At 36.1% G+C, this 23899-nt stretch carries 22 protein-coding genes; all 22 read right to left on the minus strand.

All coding sequences use genetic code 11. From position 1 onward, the window contains the following. A partial coding sequence (locus tag B2X72_RS12870; protein ID WP_286849784.1) for a polysaccharide biosynthesis protein occupies positions 1–1725 on the minus strand: 1725 nt, incomplete at its 3' end. 132 nt (positions 1726–1857) lie between these two features. After that, positions 1858–2820 (minus strand): nucleotidyltransferase family protein, encoded by a 963-nt coding sequence (locus tag B2X72_RS12875; protein WP_286849786.1) that lies wholly within the window; start codon positions 2818–2820, stop codon positions 1858–1860. Between the two features lie 266 nt (positions 2821–3086). Then, positions 3087–4073, minus strand: coding sequence for a gliding motility protein GldN (gldN, locus tag B2X72_RS12880; RefSeq protein ID WP_286849788.1), 987 nt, complete (start codon positions 4071–4073; stop codon positions 3087–3089). Positions 4074–4104: 31 nt separating this feature from the next. After that, a complete protein-coding gene (locus tag B2X72_RS12885) occupies positions 4105–5400 on the minus strand; it encodes an SUMF1/EgtB/PvdO family nonheme iron enzyme (protein WP_286849789.1) in 1296 nt (431 codons plus the stop codon). A gap of 29 nt (positions 5401–5429) precedes the next feature. Beyond that, positions 5430–6122 carry a hypothetical protein gene (locus tag B2X72_RS12890; protein ID WP_286849790.1) on the minus strand — a complete coding sequence of 231 codons (693 nt, stop codon included), beginning with the start codon at positions 6120–6122 and terminating at the stop codon, positions 5430–5432. A gap of 132 nt (positions 6123–6254) precedes the next feature. Further along, positions 6255–8654, minus strand: a complete 2400-nt coding sequence (locus B2X72_RS12895; protein ID WP_286849792.1) for a GumC family protein — start codon at positions 8652–8654, stop codon at positions 6255–6257. A gap of 7 nt (positions 8655–8661) precedes the next feature. Then, the gene (locus B2X72_RS12900) at positions 8662–9444 is read right to left on the minus strand and encodes a polysaccharide biosynthesis/export family protein (RefSeq protein ID WP_286849793.1); all 783 of its coding nucleotides are present in this window, start codon (positions 9442–9444) and stop codon (positions 8662–8664) included. Positions 9445–9760: 316 nt separating this feature from the next. Then, positions 9761–10897, minus strand: coding sequence for a DegT/DnrJ/EryC1/StrS family aminotransferase (locus B2X72_RS12905; RefSeq protein WP_286849795.1), 1137 nt, complete (start codon positions 10895–10897; stop codon positions 9761–9763). Between the two features lie 17 nt (positions 10898–10914). Further along, on the minus strand, positions 10915–11502 hold the full coding sequence (locus B2X72_RS12910) for an acetyltransferase (protein WP_286849796.1): 588 nt from the start codon (positions 11500–11502) through the stop codon (positions 10915–10917). A 9-nt stretch (positions 11503–11511) separates the two neighbouring features. Next, positions 11512–12117, minus strand: coding sequence for a sugar transferase (locus B2X72_RS12915; protein ID WP_286849797.1), 606 nt, complete (start codon positions 12115–12117; stop codon positions 11512–11514). After that, entirely contained in the window at positions 12110–13279 is a 1170-nt protein-coding gene (locus tag B2X72_RS12920) for a glycosyltransferase family 4 protein (protein WP_286849798.1), read from the minus strand. The genes B2X72_RS12915 and B2X72_RS12920 overlap by 8 nt, the downstream gene beginning before the upstream one ends. Positions 13280–13351: 72 nt before the next feature. Further along, positions 13352–14419 (minus strand): glycosyltransferase, encoded by a 1068-nt coding sequence (locus B2X72_RS12925; RefSeq protein WP_286849800.1) that lies wholly within the window; start codon positions 14417–14419, stop codon positions 13352–13354. Next, positions 14416–15498 (minus strand): glycosyltransferase, encoded by a 1083-nt coding sequence (locus tag B2X72_RS12930; RefSeq protein ID WP_286849801.1) that lies wholly within the window; start codon positions 15496–15498, stop codon positions 14416–14418. Before B2X72_RS12930 ends, B2X72_RS12925 begins: the two co-directional genes overlap by 4 nt. Further along, the gene (locus tag B2X72_RS12935; RefSeq protein WP_286849802.1) at positions 15473–15988 is read right to left on the minus strand and encodes an acyltransferase; all 516 of its coding nucleotides are present in this window, start codon (positions 15986–15988) and stop codon (positions 15473–15475) included. The genes B2X72_RS12930 and B2X72_RS12935 overlap by 26 nt, the downstream gene beginning before the upstream one ends. A 69-nt stretch (positions 15989–16057) precedes the next feature. Next, positions 16058–17041, minus strand: a complete 984-nt coding sequence (locus tag B2X72_RS12940; protein WP_286849804.1) for a right-handed parallel beta-helix repeat-containing protein — start codon at positions 17039–17041, stop codon at positions 16058–16060. 54 nt (positions 17042–17095) lie between these two features. Further along, the gene (locus B2X72_RS12945) at positions 17096–18178 is read right to left on the minus strand and encodes an EpsG family protein (RefSeq protein WP_286849805.1); all 1083 of its coding nucleotides are present in this window, start codon (positions 18176–18178) and stop codon (positions 17096–17098) included. Positions 18179–18250: 72 nt separating this feature from the next. Beyond that, positions 18251–19654: a lipopolysaccharide biosynthesis protein gene (locus B2X72_RS12950; protein WP_286849806.1), complete on the minus strand. Its 1404-nt coding sequence runs from the start codon at positions 19652–19654 to the stop codon at positions 18251–18253. Next, positions 19651–20499 carry a hypothetical protein gene (locus B2X72_RS12955; protein WP_286849807.1) on the minus strand — a complete coding sequence of 283 codons (849 nt, stop codon included), beginning with the start codon at positions 20497–20499 and terminating at the stop codon, positions 19651–19653. The genes B2X72_RS12950 and B2X72_RS12955 overlap by 4 nt, the downstream gene beginning before the upstream one ends. Positions 20500–20549: 50 nt before the next feature. Further along, entirely contained in the window at positions 20550–21407 is an 858-nt protein-coding gene (rfbA, locus tag B2X72_RS12960) for a glucose-1-phosphate thymidylyltransferase RfbA (protein ID WP_286849809.1), read from the minus strand. Positions 21408–21429: 22 nt separating this feature from the next. After that, positions 21430–22278, minus strand: a complete 849-nt coding sequence (gene rfbD, locus B2X72_RS12965) for a dTDP-4-dehydrorhamnose reductase (protein WP_286849810.1) — start codon at positions 22276–22278, stop codon at positions 21430–21432. Between the two features lie 3 nt (positions 22279–22281). After that, positions 22282–22836, minus strand: a complete 555-nt coding sequence (gene rfbC / locus B2X72_RS12970; protein ID WP_286849812.1) for a dTDP-4-dehydrorhamnose 3,5-epimerase — start codon at positions 22834–22836, stop codon at positions 22282–22284. A 1-nt stretch (position 22837) separates the two neighbouring features. Further along, complete coding sequence (rfbB, locus tag B2X72_RS12975; protein WP_286849813.1) at positions 22838–23890, minus strand: dTDP-glucose 4,6-dehydratase; 1053 nt, start codon at positions 23888–23890, stop codon at positions 22838–22840. Between the last annotated feature and the right edge of the window lie 9 nt (positions 23891–23899).

Genomic DNA, 23899 nt, shown 5'->3' on the forward strand with positions numbered 1-23899 from the left:
GTGATAGGTCTTCTCGGTATTTTCGCCATTCGCCAGCAGCTCCTCAAAAATTTTCTCGCCCGGGCGCAGACCGACGAACTTAATATCAATATCCTCAGGGTAGTTGTAGCCCTTCAAACGGATCATCTGTTTGGCCAGATCTATGATCTTGACCGGCTCACCCATATCAAAAACAAATATTTCGCCACCTTTACCCATTACTGCGGCTTCCTGTACCAATTGACAGGCTTCGGGTATGGTCATAAAATAACGGGTAATATTTGGATCGGTAATGGTGAGCGGGCCTCCTTTGAGCATCTGCTTTTCAAATAGCGGGATGACCGAACCGTTAGATCCCAATACATTGCCAAAGCGTGTGATGATGAAGTTCGTTTTGGAGTTGCTATTGACGGTGGATATCGCAATTTCAGCGACACGTTTTGTTGCTCCCATCACATTTGTCGGATTCACGGCTTTATCCGTAGACACCATCACAAATTTAGACACGCCATACTTATCTGCCAATTGTGCCACATTATAAGAGCCCCATACATTTGTTAAAATCGATTCGTACGGATTGGCTTCCATCAACGGCACATGCTTATATGCTGCAGCATGAAAGACGTAGGTGGGCCTGTAAACCTGAAACAGCGTCTCCATAAATAGCGCATCCCTGACATTACCTACCATAAACACACAGCGGTCAAAATTTGCCGACGCGCGCAGCTCCTGCTGAATATCATACAGCGCAGATTCTGCCTGATCCACCACGATCAGCTGTTTGAGATCCGTATGTGCAAGCTGGCGTACCAGTTCACCACCAATTGAACCCGCACCGCCCGTTACCAATACAATTTGGTCTTTCATCTCTGCCGCAATGGACGGGTTGTTCAGATCGATGGCCTTTCGTCCCAGTAGATCTTCGATCCGCAAGCTTCGGATCTGTCGGGTGGCCACCTCTCCTGCCAACAGACGTGCCGTATCCGGAATAATTTTGACAACTAATGGAATCGGTTCCGCCAGCTTAAAAACGTTATTCAAGCGTTCCGGCGAGCGGTTGTCGATAGCAACGATCAATTCAGCAGCACTGCCATGCCGATTGACGAACTCTTTATTCAATTGATTAATATCATGGATTCTAAAGCCTTGAATACGATTACCAATGCGATGCGGATTATCGTCCATAATCGCCACAATCCGGTATTTATTGCGTGATGTCGTATGGATAAAGTGGAAAGTTGTATTTCCCATATTGCCTGCGCCAAACAAAATAACCGGAATACGGTTGTCTTTATTACCCCACATCAGCTCGTGATACAATGCCCTGTAAAGCACGCGACTAAAGGTCATACCGAAACAAGCTATTAATGCATGGAAAAGTAATTGAGTGTCGGAAACAGGAAAAGTAACATGCAAGAACGACGGTTGTCTCCACTCCAATAGCTTACATACAAGTACTGATGAAAAATAGGCCATCCCAATTGCAAACACCATACGTTGTAATTCGCGGAGACCGATTTTATGTATAACCCCCTTAAATGTTCCCAGCGCAAGAAAGCAGATCAGATAAATGGTAGAGACCAAAATAAGTTGTATGCGCAAAGCATCAGGCTCAACGCCGCCCCTGTGTTTGAAGATGAGCACATAGCTGGCAAGAAAGGACACCACTACTATGATCATATCTATTAAAAGAATGACCCAACGCGGCTTGTTAACGGACAAGCCCTCCCTCCATAAATTACTCATTTAAAATCTATTAAAATTCCCTTCCGAGGTTTAAGTTTGCGTAAATGTACCAATTAAATGGCATATAAATCGTAAAAGTTCTCCTAGTATCTAGGAGAACTCTATTTTCTATTATAAAAGAAATAAGGCTATCTAAAAATCCAGATAAATGCTTTCATCAACCACCTTCTTCTCCGGCCATAAGCGTTGCGGATAGTCTCCGCGCTCAATTAATTGATGGATACTTTGTTGTACCTGATCCTTATCTTCCTTATACGTCACACCGAACCATTTTGCATCGGTTGGAAGTACAGAAAAGTTCGCAATGCCTTGTTTTACCATATAATCCGGCAAATCAGGGATAAAGAATTCCGCTTTTGGGTTCTGGTGATTTTGCTCCACAAAATCAGGAAATAATGCGCGTGCTACTTCAAATATTTTAGGCGTAAATCCCCAAAAATTCATCGACATCCGTGTATTGCCAGGTAATATAGTTTCTTTCTCTTCCTGCGCGTAGACGATATCGCTGTCTTTTCGATAAATGTTAGTTCTTTCCGTAACGCTTTGTAAATGGTTCGTAGCATTTACTTCACATACACCACGCGAGACATAGCCAAAGTCAGAAAGGGTATTCCCAACCTCAAATCCAACCAATGCCATTTCCGTATCATTGGCTTGATGCTGTAAAAAAGTAGCCATTTTCTGAAAGGCATCATAGCCGTAAAAGTCATCCGCATTGATCACACAAAATGGCCTATCCACCTCTTGCTCGGCACTCATTACAGCATGTCCTGTTCCCCAAGGCTTCTGACGTTCGACGACGCGATCCACACCAAATTTTTTCAAGTCAAAATCCTGATAAGCGTATGCAACTTCAACGGAATCAGGCAGTTTATCCCCTACATTGGTTTTCATCACCTCCAAAAACTCCTCCCGAATGACAAAAACGACTTTTCCAAAGCCAGCCTTTATCGCATCATAAATTGAATAATCGATAATTTTTTCACCAAAGGGGCCAAAGCACTCTACCTGTTTTGCCGAACCATAGCGGCTGGCCATCCCGGCAGCCAAGATGACTAAAATTGGCTTCTTGGGATACATTTCATTTCTTAACATGACGATTTGATCTTATCTGTTTGTTTGTTGTTTTAAATATCGCTTTGTATACTACACGATGAACGTTATAATACACGATTATTTTATTCGTTTGTATTCGAAAATTTATAGGATAAATAGCAGCATAAAATAACAAAACATATGCCACTATATGTCCTTTCCCGTTAACAAACTAGGAATAATTGATTAAAAAGAACCCTATAGGACCCTAAAATAGTGATGCCTCATCTTTTCTAAAGAGAGGCACCACTACTACTTTATCGTATTTATTTTAATTTCTCTTCTTTTGTCTCTACTTCAGACTTATTTCCCTCAAGCTCTTCTGCCTTTACGCCTTTAGGATTGCTCCACAGCCTTTTCTTATAGGCATCGAGCTTTTCCTCCACTTTTTTACCGTCCAGCTGTTGGCCTCCATTTTCAGTATCTTTCAGATTCTGCAACATACCCGGCGATGATTCCCTCACAATTGTACTTGCAAATTTGTTCTGTACAAAGAAATCGTCCATGGTCATATCATACAGACCCTTATCCGGATCAGAAATATCGACCTGTATCAAACTGTAACGCAATTGCGGGAAATACAACCAGAATGCAGGCGTTGCACCGACAGACTCCGCAAGGTCAGCTGATGTGGTGATATTCATTAAGGGTGCCACGCCAATGATGCGTGTTTCCAATCGGCTACGTTGCTTATCAAAGAAAATATCCTCCTTTACTCTAAATTTAGTCACACGCGCCGGATCAAACTCATTCAGCGCCATCTTCGAGTCGATCTGATTACCCTCCCCATCAAAAATTGGGACCAGCACGCTATCTGCAAATCGAGCCATTCCCTCTTGCGCACTTAATCTTCCTTTAAACGAATCATCATCCGGACTGTAGAGGGACAATTTTCCTTTTTCAATGGCTTTCATGATCACTTCAATCAACGAGTTGCCTGGTACCGCCAATAAATTATTTTTTTCATCCTTAAGGTCAATATCGCGCCATACACGCTTGTAAAACCGGATATTCTTTTTATTTACCTCGGGGTAAGCAAACGGCACCGCATCCTCCATGCTATTCGCCTGGTAAAAACCATCCTCTAATGGAATGGTATCCTGGATTACATCTCCTGCAGGGATAGGCGTTGAGGCACCCGTTTGCAACATCCGCTGCTGTGCCGGCACAGTATCTATTGTGGTTTCCTGTTGCGCAAACAATGACCCCATTCCAAAAGCCATCGCCGCTATCAATATTATTTCTTTTTTCATTGTTATCGATTTTTATATATACAACAGCGAATTAATATTTACGTGTTTTACTTTGAACGGTTGGCATTTCAAATGCCGACATCACACAACGGAAACCAATGTAAGAATGCGGTTCATAATCTACCGAGTAGTTTCGGGTTTCACTATTTAACTGTTCACCGTTATCTTTCCAAGATCCACCGCGCACCACTTTACGTTTCAACGCATCGCCATCTTTTTCATCAGCATCGTACAGTAGCGCTGGGTTTAAGTCATTCACAAAAACAACTGCCGAAGGACTATACGCATCTAACGTCCACTCCGACACGTTACCAGCCATATTATACACACCAAACGCATTCGGCATATACGATTTCACTGGAAGCGTAAACGTGGCACCATCACGCGAATACGTTCCTTCACCCTGTTTAAAATTGACAGCCAATTTCTTTTTACCTTCCGCACCATCAATGGTCATACGCGATCCCGCAATCGTATCCTGAGGATCCAATTTACCCGAAGCCGCATATTGCCATTGTGCTTCCGTGGGTAGGCTCAAGCTCAGCTGATAGCCATTGAGATAGGAGTTTTTCAATACCGTAGCCGCCATCTCATTTGCACGCCAATCGGTAAATGCACGCGCCTGTCTCCAAGTAACCCCCACTACCGGATAATAATCAAACGAAGGGTGGGTGAAATAATTGGCATCTAGCGATGCAAGTTGCGCATTCGGAAAATCTTTTGTCCATATATCTTCAACAGGCATTACGGCTACCGTATCGGTCAAATATTTCTTTTTTACATTCCCTTTCGATTGAAGGTAAGCGAAACGATATCTGATCATCTCCGGATTGAGTACTCGTCTATTCCCCTGCATTTCAAGCATAGGGGCGATACGCTCTTGGATAGCAGGATCGTTACTTTTCCAAATTGGGGATATCTTTTTAACTTTTGCCCAGTTGATCCGCTTCTGTCCAACCTGTTCGCCCGCTACGTCCATAAAATATTGGTCGTCATTTAGATAATCCGTTACAGCAACCGAATCCGCTACCCAATTAACAAATTCACGGTACTGTTTATTGGTTACTTCCGCTTCATCAATAAAAAATGCGCTCACGCTCACATTTTTCCCTACGTTTCCGCTATCTAGTGATCCTTTGAATAAAATGGTTCCCGAGGGAATATACACCATTCCAGGAGGAGGGGGTAATTTTCCGCCTTTAAACGCATTTACTTTCGGTGCTTTGTACATCGCTGTATTTGATTTACACGCCGTAAAACCGATTAAGATCGCTAAACAAAAAAGCCCAAGCAGGCGATTGCCATTGTACTTCTTACGTATATTCATTATTTTTTCTATTTAAATATTAAACTGGCCTATTTACGATTGAACAATGCATATTTGACACCTACAGACACAAAGCCATATTGATCGTTATTCTTATTGATAATACCATCCAAGTTATCGTTAAAGGTCAAAGTATGTTGATAGTTGACATTAATTGCCCATTGTGGTCCATATAACGTACGCCCAAAAGGAATATCGACTCCTACGTTTAAAGGCACCACAAAATGAATTTCACCTGCATCTTTGCTAATCTCTCCTCCTACCGATTCCAGATAATTGGCATAAAGCGTTGAAATATTTTTTGAAATTCGGTTTTTAACCAATCCGGCTCCAGCGCCTACATACACATTAGAAAGGATACGAGACAGTGTATTTGCTTGCAAGGTGTAATAGCTATAATTTTTTGAACCATCCAAAAATTGACCCACGCGGATTTTTCCGTTGATGTTACCTGCAAAATAGCGATTTTTGAAATCGCTCTCATAACCATTACCTGCTAAAGTACCTTTTTCGCCATGCAGACCGACAGAGATAAAAGGTGTGATGAGATAATCCAACTCCCCATAAAAAGCAAATTTAGACTCAACATTTCCTAGATCGGTGAGATTAAAGGTACCTCCAGCACCTGCTCCAATGCTGATCGGCTTGGAGAATTGTGCAGAAACAGAACTGGATATAAGGCAACACACAGCAATAAAACTAAATAATAGAAGTTTTTTCATTTGGTTGAATGTATTAAGATATTAATAAGAACGTCTTAAGACTTACAATAGTATTACAACAAAAAATCCCAAGCCGTTTTCTACGACTTGGGATTCAACAACAATAAGGCCAAAATTAGTTAATAAAGACCTTTATTTAATATTTAAGCGATCTTTCAACCCTTGCCAAACTTTTGCAAGGCCTTTTTTCTTGGTCCCTTTGTCGCCATAACCATAGCCATAGCCGTAACCATAGCCATACCCACGAGCAAAGTCAACATCATTTACGACAGACGCAAGATTCTTCAATTTTCCATCGATATACAATTCACGTGGCACTTGCAGTAAGCGCTTGTCTAGATAATTGACACGGGACACATACAACGTTAGGTCTGCGTTATGTGCAATCAACAAGGTATCTGTTACCAAACTTACTGGGGCTGTATCCACTAACACATAATCGTAATGCTCACGTGCATATTTTATCACATCATCAAAGTGCCCATTCATTAATAACTCTGCTGGATTAGGTGCGATATAACCTGAATAAACCACATCGAAATCATAATTTCCTGGTTTTTTAATGATAATATTATCAACATCCATATCCGGATTGATCAAGAACTGGGTAATTCCAACATTGGTATGTTGCAAATGTGATAATCCCAAATAATCCAATACTTTTGGGCTTCTAATATCTGCACCAATTAAAAGGACTTTTTTTCCAGACATGGACAGGATCTGGGCTAAGTTTGTAGTGACAAAAGATTTTCCTTCCCCAGAAATTGTAGATGTTACAAAAACTACTTTAGAAGTATCTTTGCTATCTGCTCCAAACATGAAGTTCATGTTGGTACGCAAAATACGAAAAGCCTCAGCGAGTGATGATCGATCATTTAAATGAACAATTGTATCTTCAGCTGTTGGTATTTCTCCCAAAACAGGTATTTTGACAATATCTTCAATATCCTTACGGGAATGAATTTTATTATCCAATAAAAACTTAAGATAAAGAGTAATAAAGGGTAGCAAGAAGCCAAATACCAAGGCACCAAAGATAACCATCGATTTCTTGGGTGATACAGGTAGACCATTTTCATACGCCGCATCAATAATCTTCAAATTATCGGGAGTAGCTGCAGCCCGAACTTCACTTTCTTCTCTTTTCTGTAATAATAGCAAATATAGAGATTCAACTATTTGCTGTTGTCTAGAGATCTTTTTAAAACCTTGTTCCTGATTAGGTATTGAACTAATACGGCTTCTGATCTCATTTGATTTCTGCTGAATACTACCCAACGCGAGTTTGGTAACTCTTTGGTAATTTTGTAAAGCACTTCGTATATTTCTACTACTTTCTTCAATATTTTCATTTAATGCAATAACAGTTGGGTTTTGTTCAGAAGCTGTTTTCAAAAGGTCATCTCTTTCGAGCACCAACTTATTATATCCCTCAATGGCCGAAACTATTGATACATCTTGTAAACCGATATTGGAAGGTAATAATTTACCAACTTCCTGTCTTTTAAGATAGTCATTCATATGATCGACCAGCTGCAATTGGGTCCTATACTCCAAAACCTTTTTATCGTTATCAGAAGCAGTATTTAAAAACACTCCGGCTTCTGTAGCCATATCAACCATGGAATTTGCTGATTTGAACTCTGCGGCTTCTTCATCGGCTCCAGAAAGATCTTTAGATATTAAAAGCAATCTCTTATTTATAAAGTCAGACGTTGCTCTAGTCATCCGCATTTTATCATTTGTTAAATCTGCATTGTAAACGTCGATTAGGCTATTTAGAATTAATTCTGCCTTCTTTCTGGTACTAGTAACCATTGAAAAATTAACAATATAAGACTGTAATTCCTTACTTGGCGTAATCGATATACTCTTTAAACTGGCGTCAATCGCCCAATTTGTTGGTATAATATTAATCAAATAAGTGACCTCCTTATCTGGCAAATTTTTCTTTGTTCTTTTAATTTGCAATTTATGAGAACCAATTTTAAAAATTTTATCGAAGGAAGCTATGGTCTTTTCGCCGTTTAATAAATTCGTTACATTGAGTCGGTTTTCGTCAGCAAATTTTACCTGCAGATTTAACTTTATAGTGTCTAAGCTTTGTTGAGGAACAATTACGAAAGGCATTTCGCTTTGTAATACCTCTGAGGAACGGATTTTCCCTTTTAACGAGTAAACTATATTAAGATGATGTTGATCCACAACCTTTCTCATCAATCGACGAGACGATAAAACCTCAATTTGATCTGTTACAAACGCAGCCCGCGTCCCCCCAAATCCTAAGCTATTAGACAATTCAGCAATTCCAGCCAATTCACCAGCTGTGGCGCTCTTTTCATCCTTAAGAAGGATTTTAGCAGTTGTGATATAGCTTTTCTGCGAATATCTTAAATACATCAGCGCCATACCGAGCATTATTAAAATTGATAGCAGAAACCACTTCCAATAATATGCATATCGCTCAAAAAGTTGCCTTAGATTGATTTCTTCTTCGAAACTATCTTTGATATTTGTAGAATTTTGTTCCATAATTTAATTATCTGGTCAATACTGATATAACTGTTATCAATAAACCAGCTATAGATATTATAACATTTGTATTACTTCCTAGTTTTGAATTATTAATTTGTGCTTTATTTGGCTCAACATAAACAACATCATTTTGTATTAAATAATAATAAGGCGAATTTAAGACGTCCTGTTTTGTCAAATCTAGCCGATGGACCGCTTTTTTCCCATCTACTTCACGAATTAGCATTACATTTTCTCTTACGCCCCTGATTGTCATGTCTCCGGCCATTCCTAATGCCTCTAGAACGGTAACTCTTTCTGTCGGCAGGACGAACGATCCTGGTCTAGCGACCTCACCCAAAACTGAAACTCTAAAATTGTTAAAATTAATATTTACGCCTGGATCCTTTATGTATCGTTCCAACTCCGCTCTCAATTTTTCTATTGCTTCAGTTCTTGTAAGCCCTGCAATACGTACTTTGCCCAAAATTGGAAGCAAAACGTTACCATTGTTATCAACAGTATATGTAGGACGTAGAGCCAAATCAGTTTGTTGAGTCAAATTTCCATTTGGCATCATGCTAATTGGATTAAAAGGCATTGTGACCTTTGGATCCGCGGCAGTAACTACAATCGTTAGGATATCATTTGGTTGAATCTTAGGTATATTCTGCTCATAAATATTATTGAGCTGTGTCGAATCTGCCTGTAGATAAACCATATTTTTCCTAGAGCCACACGAACTAAAGATTAATACAGCAGCTGTAAACAATGCTAATACTAAACCATATCTTGAAATTAACCGCATAAGTTATTTAAATTAAAATTGATTTTATTCATCAAATACGCAAAAATACATTTTTTCCTCCAAACATCCCTAAAACGACTTGATAGAATGTCTGATAAAAAGAACGAATCACACTAGCAAGATCTATGCCTAAAAGTGCAGTCATAAATATTTTTGAATTCGGACAAACAAGAACTTATCAACTCCATCCAAAGATTACATCTTGAAAGAGCGAAACAATAAAATCTAATTCAATACTATTCAATCGACTAAACTAAAATAGTGAGGAATCAACAAAAAAAAGAGCTTTTATTTTATAACTAAAAGCTCTTTTAATTTATTTAGAAAAAACCTGTCTGATCTTCGCTTTAATACGATCTTTGTCTTCTCCCGCTAAGTTTGAACCTGATGGCAAACAAAGTCCTGTATCAAACAATCTTTCAGCAACATTATTTCCATAATATGGCGAGCTCTTGAATACAGGCTGAAGATGCATCGGCTTCCATAAAGGACGCGATTCAATGTTGTCTTCCAAAAGCGCAAGACGCAAACCCTCGCGCGAGATACCTGCCACGACCTCATCAATAGTTATGGCAGCTAACCAATGATTGGAAAAAAAGTCTTCACTAGGTGCGCTTAAAACTTTTACCCCTTCGATATTAGCAAATAGGTCTGAATAGAAATCTGTCATTGCACGACGAGCCTTAACGCGATTTTCCAATACTTCCATCTGCCCTCTTCCTATACCGGCACAGATATTAGACATTCTATAGTTATAACCAATATGTGAATGTTGATAGTGAGGAGCATCGTCGCGTGCTTGAGTAGAAAGAAAAACGGCTTTGTCTTTATCTTCTTTTGTATGGCAAACCAAAGCTCCTCCGCCAGAAGTTGTGATAATCTTATTACCATTAAAGCTTAATATCCCGAAACGACCAAAAGTACCGCAAGCCTTGCCTTTGTATGAAGATCCTAGCGCCTCTGCAGCATCCTCTATAACCGGAATATCGAATTCATTCGCCACATCCAAAATTTCATCCATCTTGGCAGGCATTCCATAAAGATGGACAACAATAATTGCCTTTGGTTTTTTCCCTTTGGAAAGACGATCTCTTATCGCTTCTTTCAAAGCAATCGGACAAATATTCCAGGTATCGGCTTCCGAGTCAACAAATACCGGTATTGCCCCTTGATAGGCAATCGGATTAGCCGATGCAGAGAATGTCATGGACTGACAAATGACTTCATCTCCATAATTGACGCCGCATTCGATTAAGGCTAAATGTAAAGCTGCTGTACCTGCCGAAAGGGCTGCAACCTGAACACCAGCATTTAGAAATTTTTCTAAATCTTCTTCAAAGCCGTTGACATTGGGGCCTAGAGGAGCTACCCAATTATGGTCAAATGCTTCATGGATGTACTTTAATTCATTCCCCCCCATGTGAGGAGAGGATAGCCATATTTTATCTGACATAGTGGTAAAAATTAACGTTAATTCTTTATTATTCTTCCAGGATTACCCACCACGGTACATCCATCTGGTATATCTTTAATAATTACAGCACCAGCTCCTATCTTCACCCATTTCCCAATAGTTATCCCTTGGATAACACAGGCTCCAATACCGATATGTGTACCTTCTCCTACATGTACATTCCCCGCCAGCGCAACATTTGGCGATAAATGTACAAAATCTTCGATAATACAATCGTGATCTACGGACGCATTTGTATTGATAATACAATGATGACCTACATTAACGTCAACATTAACCGTTGCACCAGCCATCACTACTGTACCATTTCCTATAATACTATAGCGAGAAATATTAGCATCTGTGTGTATCAAAATTGGATAAGTAAACGAACTGGTCTCATTTACTATTCTTTTCCTGATCTCATTATTTCCAATAGCAATAATCACCTCAACCAATCCATCAGGAATCTTATGAAAAACAGTATACCCCAACAGCGAAGATTTGTTCAAATCGGTATCGATAAAGCCTTCTATTTTTAAATTATTACATTCAGCAATTTCTGCTATTACCTTTCCATGGCCACTTGCTCCGAATAAGTACATACTTCTTAATTAGTTATTTCCATTAAATGGTTTTATTGTTACATGTCCATCTGCTGAAATGCCCTCTCGTTTAAATACCTTTTTGAACGTTGTGAAAAACACTTTTAAATCGGTAAGAAAGCTTACATGATCTACGTACCAAACATCTAATTCAAATTTTTTTGCCCAAGAGATGGCATTTCTTCCGTTGACTTGTGCCCACCCCGTGATACCCGGCCTTACCTCATGACGGCGTCGCTGCTTATCGTCATACAATGGTAAGTATTGAATCAAAAGAGGTCTAGGTCCAATGATTGCCATATCTCCTTTGAGTACGTTGATTAACTGCGGTATCTCATCGAGTGATGTCTTTCTCACAAAAGAACCAATCGAGGTTAATCGCTCAGCGTCGGACAGCAATTCTCCATTGGAATCTCTTTTGTCATTCATTGTCTTAAATTTGATAATTCTAAAGATTCGCTCATTTAACCCTGGACGAGCCTGGAAGAAAAATGGCTTACCATCATTAGCAAAATAAAGTCCTATTGTCACAAAAATAAAAACTGGACTAAGTATAATCAAACCAATAAGCGCAATAAAAAAATCGAAGAGCCTCTTAAAAAAATTCTTATACATTGTCTAATCCTTTATCTTTTAATAAACTTCTGTACTCACTTAAAAGGGCATTCCAAACAACCTGTTGTTCATAGCGTTCAGTTATCATTCGTCTAGCATTTCCCTTCATCTTTGAATAAAGCTTCTTATCTTTCATCATCATTTCCATGGCATTCTTAACTGCGTCTACATTTTTAACAGGAATGATTTTTCCATTTCGTCCTTCAATGATGATTTCATTACAGCCATTGATATCAGAAACAATAGAAGGAAGTTCCATTGCTCCCGCCTGCATAACTACATTTGGAAATCCTTCTCGATAACTCGGAAATACCAATACATTAGATATGGCAAAATATGGTCGAACGTCTTTTTGGAACCCCACATGGATAATTCGTTTGTTACTATGTATTTTATTTAAAGTTTCTATATCAAGTGGATCTAAATTGTTCTCAGTAGGGCCTACTAAAAGTAATTTGGCATTTGTATAGTTTAAACTACAGAAAGCATTAATCAACTCATTTAGCCCCTTATCACCGACCAATCTTCCTACAAATATAAAAACGAAATCATCATCTAAAACTCCCAATTCTATCCTTAATTCGATTTGTTGTTCTAACGATATTTGCGCTCTAGAGAAATATGAAGTACTTATTCCATTTGAAGAACCTTCCCCAATAATTTTCAATTTAGAGGGTATTGTATATTTCATCGACAAAATAAAATCAAACAAGCCTTTTGAATTCGGATATATCTTACTAGCAGCTATATAAGTCAATTTTTCCACATAGTCAAGAACTTTACGTTTTAGCCCAGTAGCTTCCATAAGTGGCATTCCTGCTACAGTGTGTAATCGAACGGGCACACCAGAGAGCTTTGCTGCGACCATTGCAATTAAACCTGCTTTTGGTGTATGACTATGAACTATCGTAGGTTTTAATTTTCTAAATAGGCTGTACATGATCCAAAGCGATTTTAAATCTTTCATCGGAGTAATCGCACGAGACATCTCTACAGGTATTGTTGAAATTTTCTCATCTGATGATACGTCTTGGAGTTCCTGCCCTTTCGAGGCTACACCAATAACTTCAAAACCATTTTGAGACATAAAAGAGTGTTGACCTTTCAATAAAATTTTTAAAGAAATAGGAACTGTTGTTACTCGAATAATTTTTACGCTCATTAATTCAATTTTTATAACTTACTTTTAACCAAAATTTGACAAACTATACTATCAAAGAAGTATATACATTATCTAATAAACTTTTTCATACCTATTTACCATATGTTTTATATCATATTGTAGAGCTTTATTATAACATCTAGATATGATAATCTGTCTTTGTTCTTTGTCTTCAACCGCAATTCTTATTTTATTCGATAAATCTTCAGAATCACCAAATGTGAAGAGTAAACCATTACTTTCGACAATTTCACGTAGTCCTTTAACATTACTTGCAATGAATGGCTTACCGACCACCATCCCTTCGATGCTTGAAAGAGATAGTCCTTCGTACTGTGAGGATAAAACTATTACGTCGGAAGTCTTAAGTAGGTTAGGAATGTCACTTCTTAAGCCTAAAAACAGAACTCTAGTGTTTAATCCAAGAGAATTAACAAGTTGGATATTTTCTTCCATCAAAGGCCCAACCCCTACCAAAATTAGTTTATAATGATCTGGCAATAATTTAAGAGAACGAATAACAGTATGTTGATCTTTAGGAAATCGGAAACTAGAAACTTGAATTATTATCTTAGAATTCAGATCGTTGAAAAATTGATTTTTTGAATAGGATTCCGCAGCAATAAATTTCTCTAAATTTATTCCATTTTCAATTAAAACAAATTTATCCGAAAATTTCCCCCCCAAATGCGATTTTAGTTCTAAATCGACATCCCTAGCAATTGTGACTATTTTATTAATCCGATTATATATAAGCTTATCAAAAAATTTAAACAAAAAGTTAGACCGCCTTTTATTATTAGTACTATGCTCCGTATATATTAGATTTATTTTTTTTTTGCAAAATAATTCTGCTATCACAACAAAGTATAATGATGGGAATAAATGGATATGTATAGTATCGTACATCTTTATTAAACTTATCAGTTTAATAATTACAAGAGGGTTGTAAACAGAACCCTCCCCTAAAAAGAAGATTTCTCCTTTACTATTTGATTGTGCTTTTTCACTGAGAATATCATTTTTCCTTGTTAATACAGCTAGGTCAACTTCACATTTTTTATAAAAAGGTAGACTCTCGCAGATTAGATTCTCTGCGCCCCCCACATTTAAACTATTTACAACTATCAAAACTTTCATACAAGTAATATTTTCTGAAACCATTCAGAATAGTCAAAATTCTTAAGAGTAACTGAAAATTGAGTGTCTACTTTAATTTCTTGTAATCCAACACTTAAAGATTCTATATTACCCTTCTCCACTATTAAACCGTTTGATGAATCGATTATGCCCTCAAAATTTATACAATTAGTAGCAACTACTGGAGTTCCTAATACTAGAGCTTCTAACACCACATTAGGGAAGCCTTCCTTAATGGAAGATAATACAAATATATCTGCTGACTTATAATATGGGTATGGATTCTTAACAAAACCTAATAAAGAAATATATTCTGACACATGAAGGCTTTCAATTAAATTTTCTAAATATTCTCTATACCCCTTTTCAACGGTTTCATCACCTAATATATAAACTTTGATATTTCTATTTTGCTTTATTAAATTCGCAATCGCTTTTATTAATATATCAAATCCTTTCGCTGAATATAAACTACCCGCAGCAACTATGTTCGTTTTATTAGCTGAAAACTCTGGTATATACTCATTTGAATACTTTAATATTTGCTCAATATTTACCATATTTTTGATAAAATAAACCTTATCATCTTCTATATTATAATATTTATGAACTTCACTCTTCATCTCATTAGTTTGACATATAATAAAATCTGACCATTTCAATATAGATTTAGTAAATGAAGCAATTATTTTGCCTTTTAATCCTTTATAAAGTTTATTACTAGGAAGAGTTGGTAGGCGATAAATTAATTTAAACTTTCCTCTGAAGATCTTATATAATGATAAAAAGAATAGAATATGTTCAGCAGAAGTGAATACTATCTCTGGTCTTACTTTATCCAAAATTGATCTCAATTTCAAAACGCCGGCTTTGACACTTCTTACCTCCAATTTACGAACCTCAACCTTTTTTTCAATTAAAGGTAAATAGTTATCATTTCCATAAAAAACAACTAGCGTAATAGAGAACTTGCTATCGTCCAAAGAGTTAATTATGTTCACTAAATTCTTTTCGGCGCCCCCCCCACTTAAAGAAGGCGTCACAAACATAACATTACTTTTTAATAAACCTTGATTCATCTGTTTCTAATAAAACTTTTCGTTTTTCATCATAAGTTAATCCCTTTACTCCCATATCCTTTTCTAACATACGATCTAATAAATGTTGTGTAGAACCAATTACTTTCGCAGGATTTGATCCTACTACCACATTATCTGGAAAACTTTTAGTAACTACGGCTCCGGCGGCTATGACCACGTTATCTCCAATGGTCACCCCGGGCATTATTAAAACATTATTTCCGATATAAACATTATTTCCGATTACTATTTTCCCAAAAGTATCCAACTTAGGATATTTGTTTCTAAAAATCCATGCCCCTCCATGTGTAAAAAACTTCACTCCATCAGTTATTTGAACATGGTCCCCTATTGTAATTAAATAAGGCTCAGATCCAAAATTCCTGGTCGCGATCCAGCAATTTTTTCCAATAGTCACACCTGATTTCCTAGCGAATTTTTCGGGAGACCAAATAAACCGCTTATATAAGTAAAGAATTTTTGAAAACATAATTGTATATAAAATTTGAGACTGTTATGAAATTAATCTTGATTAAAAAGGAGCAATTCATGTTGAAATTTATTTTAAATTCTTAAATACTTGCTTTCCATTTATATTAACTTGATCAAATTTAAAGCTCACATTAGGCGCCAATTTTCTTTGAACTCTTATATTAGAATTTATATTATTCCAATTTGCATTTTTGTAACTCACAGAACCAATTAAATTGTCATTATTAGTATCATTCCCAACTATTGTAAGAGGATTAGGGCTATCAATATCGATATGACCATCAATACTTATTGAAATGTTATTTCTTTTATTAAATTTGTGTAAAACCAACTTTATTCCATCAACTTTACTCTTTATAGTTTTAACATTTTTAATATCTATATCGCTCAAGAATTCGTCGGGAGCATTCGGTTCTAAGTCGATGCCTGCCATAGGATTAATACCATTGGTATTGCTAATAATTAAATCTTTCATTAATAATGTTTTAGCAGAGACAATAGATATACCATTTCTCCTATTGTTTGATATCTCGCCACCTAAAATATGGACGTTCGTGCTATATGGAACGCCTCCATCCAGCCTACCAACATAAATGCCGTCACCCCAAAAATTTGATATTTTAGAATTAGTAACTCTAATATTATTAGCAGACATTATCTTAATCCCCATTCCCCATTCCCCAGAATTGCCTAAGTGGTTATATCTATCTCCAACAAGAGTCGGATTTATAATTTCTATATTGCTAACCCCTTCTATGTTGATCAATTTATAACTTTGCTTATTATTTGGAAGCATAATAAGCTTTGACGCTTTCTGAAAAGTAATCTTTGTATTACTACGTAAGTTTAAACCATTATAATTTACGCCTAACGGAAAATTTGGAAAAACAACATTTGACTCTTTATTAATAGCAGTTTGGATATAGCTGGTATAATCAATTTTTCCACTTCGCACGAAATTTTTAGGGAGATATTTCGTGATATTTTCTCTCAACTGGGCATGAACAGATATGCCTACGAGAATTAATATAATAACCAATAATTTTCTCATGTCTAATTCTTTTAATTGTCTGCCTTTATTTGATAGTGAAATATCTAATCACACCTATTTTGAAAGCTCCTTCATTGTTTCCCTAAATATTATCTGCCTGGCTGGATATTCCTCTTTTTCTAAAACTGATGAATAAGGATACCACAAATTAAGCTTGATAGAATTTGGGTAATATTTTGATGTATCCCCCATATAATAAATAATCTTCGGTAATAGTATTAAAAAGGTAAACGACATTGCAAATAAGTTCCTAACTCTTCTAAACTTGCTTAAGTTATATATCTGATAAATGATATTTGAAAATATTATGAGCATAAAGGGGAAAAAATAATTCAAAAAACGGCTAAAACCTGGGATAAATACTACCAAAAGAGCTATGAAAAAATAAAATAGATAAAGATTCTCAAATAATGGCTTAATTGAGCTTTTAATATAAAATTTTAAAAATAAAGAGGGAACAACTATATACATCACAACATTTGTGATTATTCCATTTGCATTAGCTATGATGTTAGAATAATTTGAAATTTTAGACATCGAATTTTCAGTCAAAAATATACCCATAATTTTATCGCTAAAAAATAGTAGGCCTACTCCTAAAAATAGAACTGTAGTTATACCAATTGCATTAAATTTAATTCTAGAAAAAATAGGTATAAATAAAGCAATTATAGCAGATGTGTGAAACAGAATGGCTAATAAAATAAATATTGAAAAATATAAAAACCTGCCTTTCTCATAATAAATATATCCAATGATAAACATAGCTATGGCAAGAGACTCTCTTAATATCTCCATATTATAATAAAAATAGAAACCTATAAAATAAATCAATAGAGAGAAAAATCTGAATTCGGAGTACTTTTCAATGAATTTAAAAATAGCAAAGTTGAAGATAATTGCATGTACCAATTGGAACACGAAAAATTCTTGAAAAACCGTTTTAGTTGCAGAAGATAAAACTATCCATAGTGGATTCCACGCCATATTAAGAATATCCGAAAGAGACATTTCACTCAAAAGTGGCAATGTATCCCAATGGTTTATATAATTATTTGTATCTCCTCCCACCTTGTACCTTAAGCCAGCTACTAAAACAAAAGTGACATAGTAAAATCTAAACCAAAATTTTGACATTCTATTGGTCTTTCTAACATCAAACAGATAGAAATGCATGATTAAAGACAATATAATTAAACAGTATAACATTTAAATATTGATATGTTTGAAATCCGAAATTTCTTTCTTCACAAGGAAAAAACTGGATACAAGTAATAATATTGCAAAGATAGCTTTATAAATTATTGCTAAATCAAAATACATAAAGTAGCCTATCACAAAAAGAGTTATAAATAACAGCAAGGTAAATCTTATAATTTTATAATCTATTTTATATAGCATATTTGATATAAGCCAGCTCACATAAAATAACACTAAATTGGTCAGCATCATAGAAAATACTACTCCCCTTACTTCCCATTTTTTAATGAAAAAATACATGGTTATTAAATTAACAACTACTGATATAAGAAATGTAAAAGTTAGAAATTTAGTGTTTTCAAGCTTTTTAGGCCCTATATCAACAACTTCTTTAAAAACATAAAAGGAAAAATATAAAGCTAAACCTCCTAAATAGTATTTAGCTTCAAAAAAGTCTTTACTTGCAACTATTTGAATTATTTCCTTTGAAAATAACGATAATAAAATTATGATTGGAAAAACAATTATAGCTAATAAATCCAATACCTTCGCAAAAACTTCTTTATGATTTTCTCTTTCGAATTGAGCAAACATAAAAGGATTCCATGCCATTGCAAAAGCTGTATATATAAGTTGAACAGCAGAAGCTAATTTCAATGAAACTGAATATACTCCTATTGCTGATACTGAAATAAAGGCAAGCATGAAAAATCTATTAGCATAAGATATAGAAGCACTACCTAATCTTGCTGGAAATTGTGGTAATGCATATCCTACACATCTTTTCAAAATATCTCGATCCAAATGTATTGTAAAATGCTTTTTTGTAATGAAGAATTGATAAACAAATGATATCAATGCAGCGACCAATATAGAAGCAAACACACCGTTGATTCCAAGTTTAAGAAGTTTAACAAAACAAAATGTTGTTATTAATGTTACAAAAACCTTTATCAATATTGAAAATAAAAACTTTTTATTCTCTTTTTCAAATCTCAGAATTATAAGTGATAAAATTGAGAAATTAACAAACGGCATTTGGATAGAGGCTATTATAATAGCGATCCAATAGGAATCAGTATTGAATAGCCAAACAGATATGAATTTGGATAAAAGTACACACAAGATGCTAAACAACAAAGAAAGGGAACAAACCACTAAAAAAATTCCAGTAATCATTGCTTTTCGGTTTTTTGATTCTGAATAGATAAAATAAAATCTTTGTAAAGAAGTTTCTAGTTGTAATAAAGAGAAAATTGACAAAAACGTTATAAAAATTTGTACTAGGTCAATTACCCCATAATTTCCAGAACCGAAGACCCTTGTATAAAATGGCAATAAAATAAATGACAACAATTTTTCAATGGATGTTGCAAAACCAAAAGAGAAAAATGATTTTAGAAAGTCCTTCATTGTTTATTTTCAAAACGTGTTATCCAATTATTTATGTCATATCTAGCAATAATCTTTGAATCGATATCCTTAATTGGAGATTCGAGAAAATGTTTAAGATTTGAAAATTTATCTACTCCCAAAACAAAAATATTGTTGGGATCATAAAAATCCATATTAATTATATCCATATTATCTGTTATTAATTTTTTCCCGAGAAACATGGCTTCCATTGGTCTTAATGTTAATCCCCTTTGGCCTTCTTGATTTAAATCAATTAATGCTATTGCTTTAGAAAGCTTTAATAAATAGTTATCATAACTCACAAAAGGGAATAAGCCTTTATAATTTTTTAGATGAGCACCGTCATCTACAATATAAAAGTGAGTGCTGACTCCACTTTCATTCAATTTTGACTCCATTTCTCGTAGAGATTTACCCCTGCCCTTATCAAGTCCTAAAAACAAAACATCATATTCCTTAGGTAACTGTTCAATCTTGATATTATCTAAATAAAATGTTGTATTAAATTTTATACCATATTTCTTGGACTCATATTCATCAAATGCCCATGGATCAGCTTCTAATTTATATATTTCCGCTGGATTCAAACTTTTAAAAATTGGATTCCAATACCAATATACTACCTCCAAATCAGGACGCGTTTTTTTAATATATTGCAAACCATCAATGGGATTGGTGGAAAAAAAAATCACTTTACTGAAAGAATCTAAATTACAGGCCCATTCTTTAAACCAAAGTTTTTTAAAAGGTAAATTTAGTTGGAATGCAATTCTTCTAATTATTCGGAGATATGCCGGAATTTCTTTAAATACAGTTGAAACAGTATACCCTTTTTCTTCCATAAACGGAACGAAATAACTCACTGAATTGTATATTATCAGGATATCTTTCATCACATAAGCCTCAATAAATAGTCACCATAACCGCTTTTCTTCAATGGGTCAGCGATTTTCTTCAATTGATCAGCATCAATGTAGCCCATCCGATAAGCAACCTCCTCAATGGCTCCAATTTTCATACCTTGTCGCTCTTCGATGACCTGAACAAATTGCCCTGCCTGCATGAGCGATTGTATTGTACCTGTATCTAACCAAGCTGTTCCTCGATCAAAAACCCCAACCTTCAGCTTACCACGTTTCAAATATTCTTTATTCACGTCTGTAATTTCAAGTTCTCCTCGTGGTGATGGTTCTATATTTTTTGCAATCTCAACGACCTCGTTGTCATAAAAATAGATACCAGGGACAGCATAACTGGATTTAGGCTCTTTTGGCTTCTCCTCAATAGAGACTACATTCTTATCCTGATCAAATTCCACTACACCATATCGTTCCGGATCATGCACCGGATAAGCAAATACCACGCCTCCCTCAGGGTCTGCGCAAGATTGCAGCAACTTGGACATACCAGAGCCATAAAATATATTATCCCCTAAGATTAGCGCAACTTTATCCTCGCCAATGAACTCTTCGCCCAAAATAAAGGCCTGTGCTAAACCATCGGGACTTGGTTGCTCCTTGTATGAAAACTTACAGCCAATTTGAGAACCATCGCCAAGTAATTTTTCAAAATTCGGTAAATCTTGAGGAGTAGATATAATAAGGATTTCATTTATTCCTGCAAGCATAAGGGTAGACAATGGATAATAAATCATCGGTTTATCATACACCGGCATCAATTGCTTCGAAACAGCCAATGTCAATGGATGTAGTCTTGTACCTGATCCCCCAGCTAGAATTATTCCTTTCATGTTTCTTTATGCTTGTTTTAATTTATATTTTCGCTAACATATTGGATAGGCTCTGCTTCCATTCCGGAACAGTGACTCCAAAGGTTTGTTTAATTTTTGTTTTATCCAATAATGAATAACTAGGGCGTTTTGCAGCAGTAGGATACTCCGCCGTGGTAATTGGTCTAATATGACAGTCCAAATTCTTTAACTCCTTGATAGCAACTGCAAAATCATACCAAGAGATTTTTCCTTCGTTAGAAAAATGGTATATACCTTTAGCCCATTTTTCACTGTGTGCAATCACTAAAATAACCTGTGCTAAATCATGCGCATAAGTGGGTGAACCTACTTGATCCCCAATGACAGAAATTTCTTCTCGATCGGTCATTAAACGAATCATTGTCTTTACAAAATTAGCCCCATAGCTAGAGTAAACCCAAGCGGTACGAATGATAATAGCATCAGCACCAGAAGTGATTATAGCTTCCTCGCCTTTTTGTTTGCTTAAGCCATATACATTAATCGGATTTGTTGGTTCATCTTCCTTCAAAGCTGTGCTACTAGTTCCTTGAAAGACATAATCCGTCGAGATATGTATCAGCTTCCTATTGTTTTGCTTTGCCCATTGAGCCATTGTTGCTACAGCTTGATGGTTAATAACATCCACCAATTCAGCTTCCGACTCTGCCTTATCGACAGCAGTATACGCTCCGCCACTAATGATTAAATCTGGATCAATAGTTTCAATAACACTCAAAACTTGTGTCAAATTATCTAAAGCCATTTCTTCGCGATCTACGAAGATAAAAGTATCATCTGTATAGTTGACACTGAGCTCTTTAATTTCCGACCCTAATTGACCAGATGCACCTGTAACAAGTATTTTCATATTTTATAAGTTAGCACCAAATACCTCCTTGAAACTTGGCGCTTCTTTATCCTTATCCGAAAGGATCAATTCTTCCTCGGGAAGCTGCCAATCAACGCCAACAGTAGAATCTAAAGGGTGAATTCCACACTCAGATTCTTTGTTGTAAAAGTTATCACATTTATAAAAAAACGTAGCCGTATCACTCAGGACAACAAATCCATGTAAAAAACCGCGAGGAATAAAAAGCTGATGATTATTTTTTTCCGAAAGCTCTACAGCAATATACTCACCGAATGTAGGTGAATTCGGACGGACATCAACCGCAACGTCCAACACTTTACCGCTAAGTACGCGAACCAATTTTGCTTGTGCATGTTCTCCACTTTGCGCGTGAAGTCCTCTCAAAACGCCTTTTGAAGAAAAGGACTGATTGTCTTGCACAAATGTGGTATCCGTACCAGTAAGCGACCGAAAGGTTTTATCATTAAAACTCTCAAAAAAATATCCTCGACTATCGCCGTATTTTACTGGCTCCAAGATAAAACAGCCCTTCAATTTTGTTTCTGTAGCTTTCATATCAACCCTGGTATTGTTGTTGGTAATAATTTTGATATTCTCCTGAAGTGACTTGATCTAACCATTCCTGATTCTTTAGGTACCAATCAATAGTTTTGGAAAGCCCCTCTTCAAACGTAACGGATGGGTGGTAACCCAACTCTCGATTGATCTTCGAGGCATCAATAGCATAACGCAAATCATGACCCGGACGATCTTTAACAAAAGTAATCAGTTGCGCAGCAGTACCCTGTGCTCTTCCAAGCTTTTCATCCACTTGCTTACACAGTTCTTGCACCAAATCAATATTCTTCCATTCATTAAAGCCACCAACATTATAGGAGTCTCCATTCTTGCCATTGTGAAATACCAAATCGATCGCTCGGGCATGGTCTATCACAAATAACCAGTCTCTGGTAAATTTCCCATCACCATATATCGGTAAGGGTTTATTATTTAAAATATTGTGAATACACAGCGGAATTAGCTTTTCAGGAAAATGGTTTGGCCCATAGTTATTTGAACAATTCGTTAAAACGATAGGTAAGCCGTATGTATCATGGTATGCACGCACAAAATGGTCTGAAGAAGCCTTAGAAGCGGAATAAGGTGAATGTGGATCGTAAGAGGTTTCTTCGGTAAATAGTCCTGTTTCCCCCAATGTACCATAGACTTCATCTGTAGATACATGATGGAACCGCTTACCTTCGAAGTTATCTTTCCAAATATCTCGCGCTGCATTTAATAGATTGACGGTTCCAATGACATTCGTCATTACAAATGCTAACGGATCTGTAATCGACCGATCTACATGTGATTCCGCCGCTAAATGAATAACTCCATCAGGGTGGTACTCTTTAAAAGTAGCTAAAACTTTCTCTGCGTCGGTAATATCAACTTTTACAAACGTATAATTCGGAAGCTGCTCGATATCCCTTAGATTAGCTAAATTGCCTGCATAGGTTAATGCATCAAGATTCACTATTCTGTAATTAGGATACTTCAATACAAATTCACGAACCACATGCGAACCTATGAAGCCTGCTCCTCCAGTTATGATAATCGTTTTGTCCATCACAATACT

Origin of the sequence: Sphingobacterium sp. UBA7253 (assembly GCF_002472745.1) — a bacterium.
GTDB classification, from domain to species: Bacteria; Bacteroidota; Bacteroidia; order Sphingobacteriales; family Sphingobacteriaceae; genus Sphingobacterium; species Sphingobacterium siyangense.

Bases quoted from the DNA above. Each gene is read 5' to 3' on its own strand.
- B2X72_RS12875 (WP_286849786.1), bottom strand. From the start codon at position 2,820: ATGTTAAGAAATGAAATGTATCCCAAGAAGCCAATTTTAGTCATCTTG.
- gldN (WP_286849788.1), bottom strand. From the start codon at position 4,073: ATGAAAAAAGAAATAATATTGATAGCGGCGATGGCTTTTGGAATGGGG.
- B2X72_RS12885 (WP_286849789.1), bottom strand. From the start codon at position 5,400: ATGAATATACGTAAGAAGTACAATGGCAATCGCCTGCTTGGGCTTTTT.
- B2X72_RS12890 (WP_286849790.1), bottom strand. From the start codon at position 6,122: ATGAAAAAACTTCTATTATTTAGTTTTATTGCTGTGTGTTGCCTTATA.
- B2X72_RS12895 (WP_286849792.1), bottom strand. From the start codon at position 8,654: ATGGAACAAAATTCTACAAATATCAAAGATAGTTTCGAAGAAGAAATC.
- B2X72_RS12900 (WP_286849793.1), bottom strand. From the start codon at position 9,444: ATGCGGTTAATTTCAAGATATGGTTTAGTATTAGCATTGTTTACAGCT.
- B2X72_RS12905 (WP_286849795.1), bottom strand. From the start codon at position 10,897: ATGTCAGATAAAATATGGCTATCCTCTCCTCACATGGGGGGGAATGAA.
- B2X72_RS12910 (WP_286849796.1), bottom strand. From the start codon at position 11,502: ATGTACTTATTCGGAGCAAGTGGCCATGGAAAGGTAATAGCAGAAATT.
- B2X72_RS12915 (WP_286849797.1), bottom strand. From the start codon at position 12,117: ATGTATAAGAATTTTTTTAAGAGGCTCTTCGATTTTTTTATTGCGCTT.
- B2X72_RS12920 (WP_286849798.1), bottom strand. From the start codon at position 13,279: ATGAGCGTAAAAATTATTCGAGTAACAACAGTTCCTATTTCTTTAAAA.
- B2X72_RS12925 (WP_286849800.1), bottom strand. From the start codon at position 14,419: ATGAAAGTTTTGATAGTTGTAAATAGTTTAAATGTGGGGGGCGCAGAG.
- B2X72_RS12930 (WP_286849801.1), bottom strand. From the start codon at position 15,498: ATGAATCAAGGTTTATTAAAAAGTAATGTTATGTTTGTGACGCCTTCT.
- B2X72_RS12935 (WP_286849802.1), bottom strand. From the start codon at position 15,988: ATGTTTTCAAAAATTCTTTACTTATATAAGCGGTTTATTTGGTCTCCC.
- B2X72_RS12940 (WP_286849804.1), bottom strand. From the start codon at position 17,041: ATGAGAAAATTATTGGTTATTATATTAATTCTCGTAGGCATATCTGTT.
- B2X72_RS12945 (WP_286849805.1), bottom strand. From the start codon at position 18,178: ATGTCAAAATTTTGGTTTAGATTTTACTATGTCACTTTTGTTTTAGTA.
- B2X72_RS12950 (WP_286849806.1), bottom strand. From the start codon at position 19,654: ATGAAGGACTTTCTAAAATCATTTTTCTCTTTTGGTTTTGCAACATCC.
- B2X72_RS12955 (WP_286849807.1), bottom strand. From the start codon at position 20,499: ATGGAAGAAAAAGGGTATACTGTTTCAACTGTATTTAAAGAAATTCCG.
- rfbA (WP_286849809.1), bottom strand. From the start codon at position 21,407: ATGAAAGGAATAATTCTAGCTGGGGGATCAGGTACAAGACTACATCCA.
- rfbD (WP_286849810.1), bottom strand. From the start codon at position 22,278: ATGAAAATACTTGTTACAGGTGCATCTGGTCAATTAGGGTCGGAAATT.
- rfbC (WP_286849812.1), bottom strand. From the start codon at position 22,836: ATGAAAGCTACAGAAACAAAATTGAAGGGCTGTTTTATCTTGGAGCCA.
- rfbB (WP_286849813.1), bottom strand. From the start codon at position 23,890: ATGGACAAAACGATTATCATAACTGGAGGAGCAGGCTTCATAGGTTCG.